The sequence below is a fragment of the Oleiphilus sp. HI0128 genome (assembly GCF_001635365.1).
This window is the reverse complement of record NZ_LWGG01000913.1, coordinates 1-6131: the sequence shown is the minus strand read 5'-3', so window position 1 is coordinate 6131 and position 6131 is coordinate 1. Positions and strand designations below refer to the sequence as shown.

The 6131-nt window shown below is 44.4% G+C and carries 8 protein-coding genes; 7 read left to right on the top strand and 1 reads right to left on the bottom strand.

Annotation, left to right across the window (positions count from 1 at the left end; translation table 11 throughout):
* The 4 genes from A3763_RS14885 to A3763_RS14870 form a co-directional block, all read left to right on the top strand.
* On the top strand, positions 1-193 hold a 193-nt coding region (locus A3763_RS14885), incomplete at its 5' end, for a hypothetical protein (protein ID WP_231872208.1).
* A 109-nt stretch (positions 194-302) separates the two neighbouring features.
* On the top strand, positions 303-1679 hold the full coding sequence (locus tag A3763_RS14880; protein ID WP_082870300.1) for an MATE family efflux transporter: 1377 nt from the start codon (positions 303-305) through the stop codon (positions 1677-1679).
* A complete protein-coding gene (locus A3763_RS14875; RefSeq protein ID WP_068507944.1) occupies positions 1672-2022 on the top strand; it encodes a translation initiation factor Sui1 in 351 nt (116 codons plus the stop codon). The genes A3763_RS14880 and A3763_RS14875 overlap by 8 nt, the downstream gene beginning before the upstream one ends.
* Positions 2023-2045: 23 nt before the next feature.
* Positions 2046-2708 (top strand): glutathione S-transferase family protein, encoded by a 663-nt coding sequence (locus tag A3763_RS14870; protein WP_068634021.1) that lies wholly within the window; start codon positions 2046-2048, stop codon positions 2706-2708.
* Here A3763_RS14870 and A3763_RS14865 read toward each other — a convergent pair.
* On the bottom strand, positions 2705-3370 hold the full coding sequence (locus A3763_RS14865; RefSeq protein WP_068507947.1) for a DsbA family protein: 666 nt from the start codon (positions 3368-3370) through the stop codon (positions 2705-2707). The two genes, A3763_RS14870 and A3763_RS14865, sit on opposite strands and share 4 nt — an antisense overlap.
* A 156-nt stretch (positions 3371-3526) precedes the next feature.
* Here A3763_RS14865 and A3763_RS14860 point away from each other — a divergent pair, with 156 nt between their 5' ends.
* From A3763_RS14860 to A3763_RS14850, 3 genes are all read left to right on the top strand, one after another.
* Complete coding sequence (locus A3763_RS14860; protein ID WP_068507950.1) at positions 3527-4369, top strand: S1 RNA-binding domain-containing protein; 843 nt, start codon at positions 3527-3529, stop codon at positions 4367-4369.
* 18 nt (positions 4370-4387) lie between these two features.
* Entirely contained in the window at positions 4388-4621 is a 234-nt protein-coding gene (locus A3763_RS14855; protein WP_082865102.1) for a VF530 family DNA-binding protein, read from the top strand.
* Positions 4622-4751: 130 nt separating this feature from the next.
* The coding region (locus tag A3763_RS14850; RefSeq protein ID WP_068760185.1) for a translation factor GTPase family protein at positions 4752-6131 on the top strand (1380 nt) is incomplete at its 3' end.

The following is a 6131-nucleotide window of genomic DNA, read 5'->3' as shown; positions in this document are numbered from 1 at the left end:
CGCTGAGCAGGAAGATGCTTTACAAGAAATGATTGAGACTCAAGAGGAACAGATGGAAGTGCTCAGATCCAAAATGAGCCAGGTACATAAGCACAAAACGCAAGCACCAAGCGATGATAGTGATGCAAAACAAAACTCCGATGAAACGCCAGCTGAGGGCAAACCCAATGAACAGCAAAAAGACGCGCCCTGATCTCCCCTCCCTTTAAGCACTCTTTTCATCGAAGTTCGTGATATAGTCCCCTAAAGATTCTATNCATCCTCTAGCCTACGACACTGAAGTATAACTATTCGTTAATATTTTGAGAAAACGCAACCTTACCGAAGGCAATATCAGCCAGCAGCTCTACAAAATGACGGTTCCTATGATTGGCGGCATCTTGGCCATCATGTCGATGAACATTGTAGACACCTATTATGTCGGACAACTCGGCACTCGCGAACTCACCGCAATGAGTTTTACCATTCCAATTATCTCTATCCTATTAAGTCTGGCATTTGGCATTGGCATTGGAACTTCTTCCGTTATCGCTCGTGCAATTGGGGCTCAACAACATACCTTAGTGCAAGCATACTGCACACAAGCGATATTAATCGCCCTGATCGTAGCCATCTGCTTTGCCGTACTTGGCTACCATTTTATGGATCCGATCTTCACCCTACTTGGCGCACCGCAGGACTTGTTTGAGCTCATACATGAGTTTATGGATATTTGGTTTCTAGCCAGCTTTGTAGTGGTTATACCGATGGTCGGTAATTCGGCTATTCGCGCTGCCGGCAATACAAAACTACCCAGCATGGTTATGATAAGCGTTGCAATAGTGAATATGATATTAGACCCCATTCTAATTTTCGGCTTGCTTGGTTTCCCTAAACTTGGGCTAGCTGGCGCTGCCATATCAACCGTTTGTGCGTATTCGATTGCCCTGGTAATTGGTTTGTATGTATTGATAAAGAAGTTCGACTTCTTGAGCCTTAAGAGCTGCTATGGCCGGGTATTACAAAGCTGGCAGGCAATCCTCAAAATAGCTGTTCCCGCTGTAGGAACAAATCTAATTGCACCACTTTCAATCGCGATAACAACCTGGCTTGTAGCCCGATTCAGCCCCGAGTCTGTTGCCGGTTTTGGTGTTGCGTCACGTATTGAAGCAATCTTTCTTGTCGTAATTATGGGGCTAACCTCCATTATGGGCCCTTTTGTTGGCCAAAATTGGGGCGCAGAAAAACATGACCGGGTTTTCGAAGCACTTAAGATGAGCTTCAAGTTCGTTGCACTTTGGGGACTGGGGGCAAGCGTTTGTTTATGGCTATTTGCCAAGCCTCTAACCGGGTTGTTTTCGGCAGACGAATCAGTTATTGAGTCCTCCACCCTCTACTTATACTTAGTGCCTATCAGCTATCTATTTCTTGGCATCATTATGCTGAGCTCGTCAGCAGCTAACGGTATCGGCAGACCAATGCCCTCTTTGGTCATGTCACTTCTACGCTTAATCGTAATTTTTATTCCCTTGGCATTAGCGCTTGGTAATTTTTTTGATCTCGCGGGTATATATCTGGCCACAAGCCTTGCTAATATAATAGTTGGCACGGGTGCACTGTATTGGGTGCGCCACCTCAATAAAAGTAATTTAAAACATTCTTCACATATGGAACTCAAAGAGAGCAAAAGCAATGCCTAGAAACAATCGACTTGTCTACTCCACCGAAACAGGGCGAACTTGTCCAGAGTGTGAACAAGCCATTGACGAATGCACTTGCTCTGCAGACCAAACTCCAGAGGGAGACGGCATCGTACGTGTAAGCCTCGACACGAAAGGCCGAAAAGGCAAAGGTGTGACCGTCTTAAGTGGAATACTGCTAAAAAACAACGAGCTAAAAGGTCTCGCCAAAGAGCTCAAAAAGAAATGTGGTGTCGGTGGTGCAGTGAAGGATGGAAATATCGAAATCCAAGGCGATCACCGTGAACTGCTATTGAAGATTCTTACTGAGCAAGGCTACAAAGTAAAACGTTCAGGCGGATAAACACTAAAAATAGGAAGACAGATATGGAACTAGTTATTGGTAATCAGAATTATTCATCATGGTCACTTCGGCCCTGGCTATTACTGACTCACTTTGACATCCCGTTCGACGAAATTAAAGTATTCCTTTTTGAAGAAAATACCCATCAGCGCCTCGCGGATTACTCCCCCACCTTCAAAGTTCCTGTACTGATTGATGACAAGGAAGGTAAGGACCTTACAGTCTGGGACTCATTGGCAATTTGTGAGTATGTTTCCGAGCAATATCTTAAAGGTAAAGGCTGGCCTGAAGACCCAAGTGACAGAGCCACTGCCCGAGCCTACTGCGCTGAAATGCACTCAGGTTTTCCAGCCTTAAGAAGCGCCCTGCCTATGAACTGCCGGGCTACTCGTAAAGTCAACCTCCATGAGGACTGCATTAAGGATATTCAACGCATCGACGGCATGTGGCAAGATGCGCTCAACCGCCATGATGGCGATTGGTTGTTTGGAGAGTTCTCCATTGCCGACTGCATGTTTGCTCCGGTTGCTTCCCGTTTTGCGACTTATCAAATTGAAGTATCGGATACCAGCAGAGCTTATATCGACCGCTTGCTTACCCTACCTTCAATGAAGCATTGGTACGAAGCAGCCCTAAAAGAAAAAGAAGTGATCGGAGAAGGTGAAGCCGGCACCGACGTAGACTAGCACCAGCTCGCTTCATAGCCCGGTTTCGACAAGACCTCTTTAATATTGGCTCGTAATATTCGGTAACCAACGTTTCCAAAGAGTTCTTGTCGACCATTATTCATAATCCATGAAGGACTGCCTTTAATATTCAGTTCTGCTGCTTTCTGATAGTCGCTCATCAATAGTGCTGCCGCATCACCTTCATCAATCAAGGTTTTTAATGCATCGCTATCCATACCACTTTGCTTAGCCAGCAAGAGCACATTATCAAGCAAGCCCACATCCAGATTATCGACAAAAAAACTTTTTTGCACTAACAGCATTAAATCAGCAGAGCGCTGAGGGCTATACGCTAGCTCACAAGCCTTGAGGACTAAGTGCGCATTCAAAGAGGATTTTGGCCGCACAGTCTTCCAGATTTCCGGGTTAACCGGCGCATTATCATAAGGAGCCGCAGCATCTTGCACATGACGACCGAAGCCTTCGTAGCCACCGCGCTCCCCCCATTGTTTTGCCATTCGCGTTTTCGTATCGCCGAAGAGGTTAATATAGTGTCGGCGCAGCAAAACCTGCTCCCCCCACTCTTCTTTCATTTCCTCAATTCGTCTTTGGGCAATCCACGCCCAGATACACAGAACATCACTAAAGTAATCGATTACCAAGGGCTCGTTATTGTTCACTTAACCTTCCTCTTTTAGCTCACATCATCAATTAAACCTTAACTATATTAGACAATACTAATATAGTTTTAGGAATATACCTAGTGATTGACGTAAAAGAGATGTACACTCTGCGAAAATTACTCCCTCAAATCTGTCTGAACAGGTACGTATACTTTGGCAAAAATCGGTCGCAATAATTTATTAGAAGTTATCAAATTCGAGCCTCAGGGCGCCTACCTACAAGGCGGCTGGCTTGGTGAAATACTTCTGCCAAAACGCTATGTGCCTGAAGATTGTGAAGTTGGTGATCCGCTTAATGTTTTCGTCTACCTTGACTCCAAAGATCGCTTTATCGCCACGACCCAAACACCACGGGCGCAAGTGGGCGAAGTCGCGTTTTTAGAAGTAACGGATGTAAATAATATCGGCGCTTTTTTAGACTGGGGGCTACCAAAGGATTTGCTGGTACCTTATAACCAACAACATATGACAATGGAAGTTGGAAAGTCTTACCTTGTATACATATACACTGATGAAGAAACTCACCGCATTGCCGCGTCAACAAAACTCAACAAGTATATTGGTCGCCTCCCTAACGATTATAAACAAGGCCAAAAAGTAGACTTAGCAATCTCTGCTACAACGGACTTAGGCTACAGTGCCGTTATTGACAACCAATATTGGGGCCTTTTATTTTTTAGTGATGTCGTCCGCCCCCTCAAGATTGGCCAAAAAGTTAAAGGCTTTATCAAGCAAGTTAGAAATGACGGTAAAGTAGACCTGTCGCTTCATGCTCCCGGATTTAAGAAAATAGAAAATTTAGCCGAGAGAGTGCTCGACAGGTTAGAAAAAAGTGAAGGCTACCTGCCTCTTTCTGACAAGAGTAAGCCAGAGGAAATATACGATGCATTTTCAATCAGTAAAAAAGCATTCAAGACCGCAATAGGCACACTTTATAAACAACGGCAGATCCGTATAGAGAGTGATGGTATCTACCTGATTAAAACCGGCGAATAATATAGCGAGACACACAAGGTGCATGACCAGTCCCACGACCCTCTTCATGGAATGACTTTAGAAAAGATTCTTATAAAGCTTGAATCTCATTTCGGCTGGGAAGAACTAGGCAATAGAATTCCTGTTCGTTGCTTTCAATACGACCCGAGCATTAAGTCCAGCTTAAAATTCCTAAGAAAAACCCCTTGGGCTCGTAGCAAAGTTGAAGCGCTTTATATCGACTTATGTAACAGCCCATGGCAGAAAAAATAGCTGCCTAAATAAATTAAATACGACTATTTTTTGCCCAGGCATAAAATGTTACGTTTTTTTTCAAACTTTCGAAAAAAATCCTGTATACTACCGCAAATTTTTTTCCGCCCTGAACTTATTGAGTAGAATAATGACAGATCTATCCAAATACAGAAATATAGGCATCTTCGCTCACGTTGATGCTGGTAAAACAACCACTACAGAACGTATTCTAAAGCTAACTGGTAAGATCCATAAGACTGGTGAGGTTCACGATGGTGAATCTACAACTGACTTTATGGAGCAGGAAGCTGAGCGTGGTATTACTATCCAGTCTGCAGCGATCACAACCTTCTGGGATGATCACCGCATGAACATCATAGATACTCCTGGACACGTTGACTTCACAGTAGAAGTATATCGTTCTTTGAAAGTTCTTGATGGTGGTATCGGTGTATTCTGTGGTTCTGGTGGTGTTGAACCTCAATCAGAAACAAACTGGCGTTATGCAGATGAGTCTGGCGTTGCTCGTATCATCTTCGTAAACAAGCTTGACCGTCTAGGTGCTGACTTCTTGAAAGTTGTTGACCAGGTAGAGAACGTACTAGGCGCTAAGCCGCTAGTTATGACTCTTCCAATCGGAACCGAAGATGACTTTGTTGGTGTTGTCGATATTCTTTCTAAGAAAGCTTATGTTTGGGATGACACAGGCCTACCTGAAAACTTCAAAGTAGAAGACGTTCCAGCCGATATGGTTGACGATGTAGACATGTATCACGAGCAGTTGATTGAAACAGCTGTTGAGGTTGATGACGACATCATGATGGCGTACATGGAAGGCGAAATGCCAACTACGGAACAGATCAAAGCCTGTATTCGTAAAGGTACTAATGACCTGACATTCTTCCCTACTTACTGTGGCTCTGCATTTAAGAACAAAGGTATCCAGTTAATTCTTGATGCTGTTGTTGACTACTTGCCTTCACCCACAGAAGTTATTCCTCAGCCATTGACTGATGAAGTGGGCGAGCCAACTGGCGAAGTTGCTACAGTTGCTGTTGACGAGCCATTCCGCGCACTTGCATTTAAGATCATGGATGACCGTTTCGGCGCACTTACCTTTATCCGAGTTTATTCAGGTAAGCTGAACAAAGGCGACACAGTACTTAACTCCTTCACAGGTAAGACTGAGCGTATCGGCCGTATGTGTGAGATGGAAGCTGAAGATCGTAACGAGCTAGATTCAGCTCAAGCTGGTGACATCCTTGCAATCGTCGGCATGAAAAACGTTCAAACAGGTCACACACTTTGTGATCCCAAGCACGAATGTACACTTGAAGCGATGGTCTTCCCTGAGCCAGTAATCTCGATTGCTGTTAAGCCTAAAGACAAAGGCGGTTCTGAGAAAATGGGTATCGCGATCGGTAAGATGGTTGCAGAAGATCCAACATTCCAGGTTCACACTGACGAAGACTCAGGTGAAACAATTCTACGCGGAATGGGTGAGCTTCACCTAGACATCAAAGTAGAC

Excerpts from the sequence above, each read along its gene's own strand:
- A3763_RS14875 (WP_068507944.1), top strand. The coding sequence starts at position 1,672 with ATGCCTAGAAACAATCGACTTGTCTACTCCACCGAAACAGGGCGAACT.
- A3763_RS14870 (WP_068634021.1), top strand. The coding sequence starts at position 2,046 with ATGGAACTAGTTATTGGTAATCAGAATTATTCATCATGGTCACTTCGG.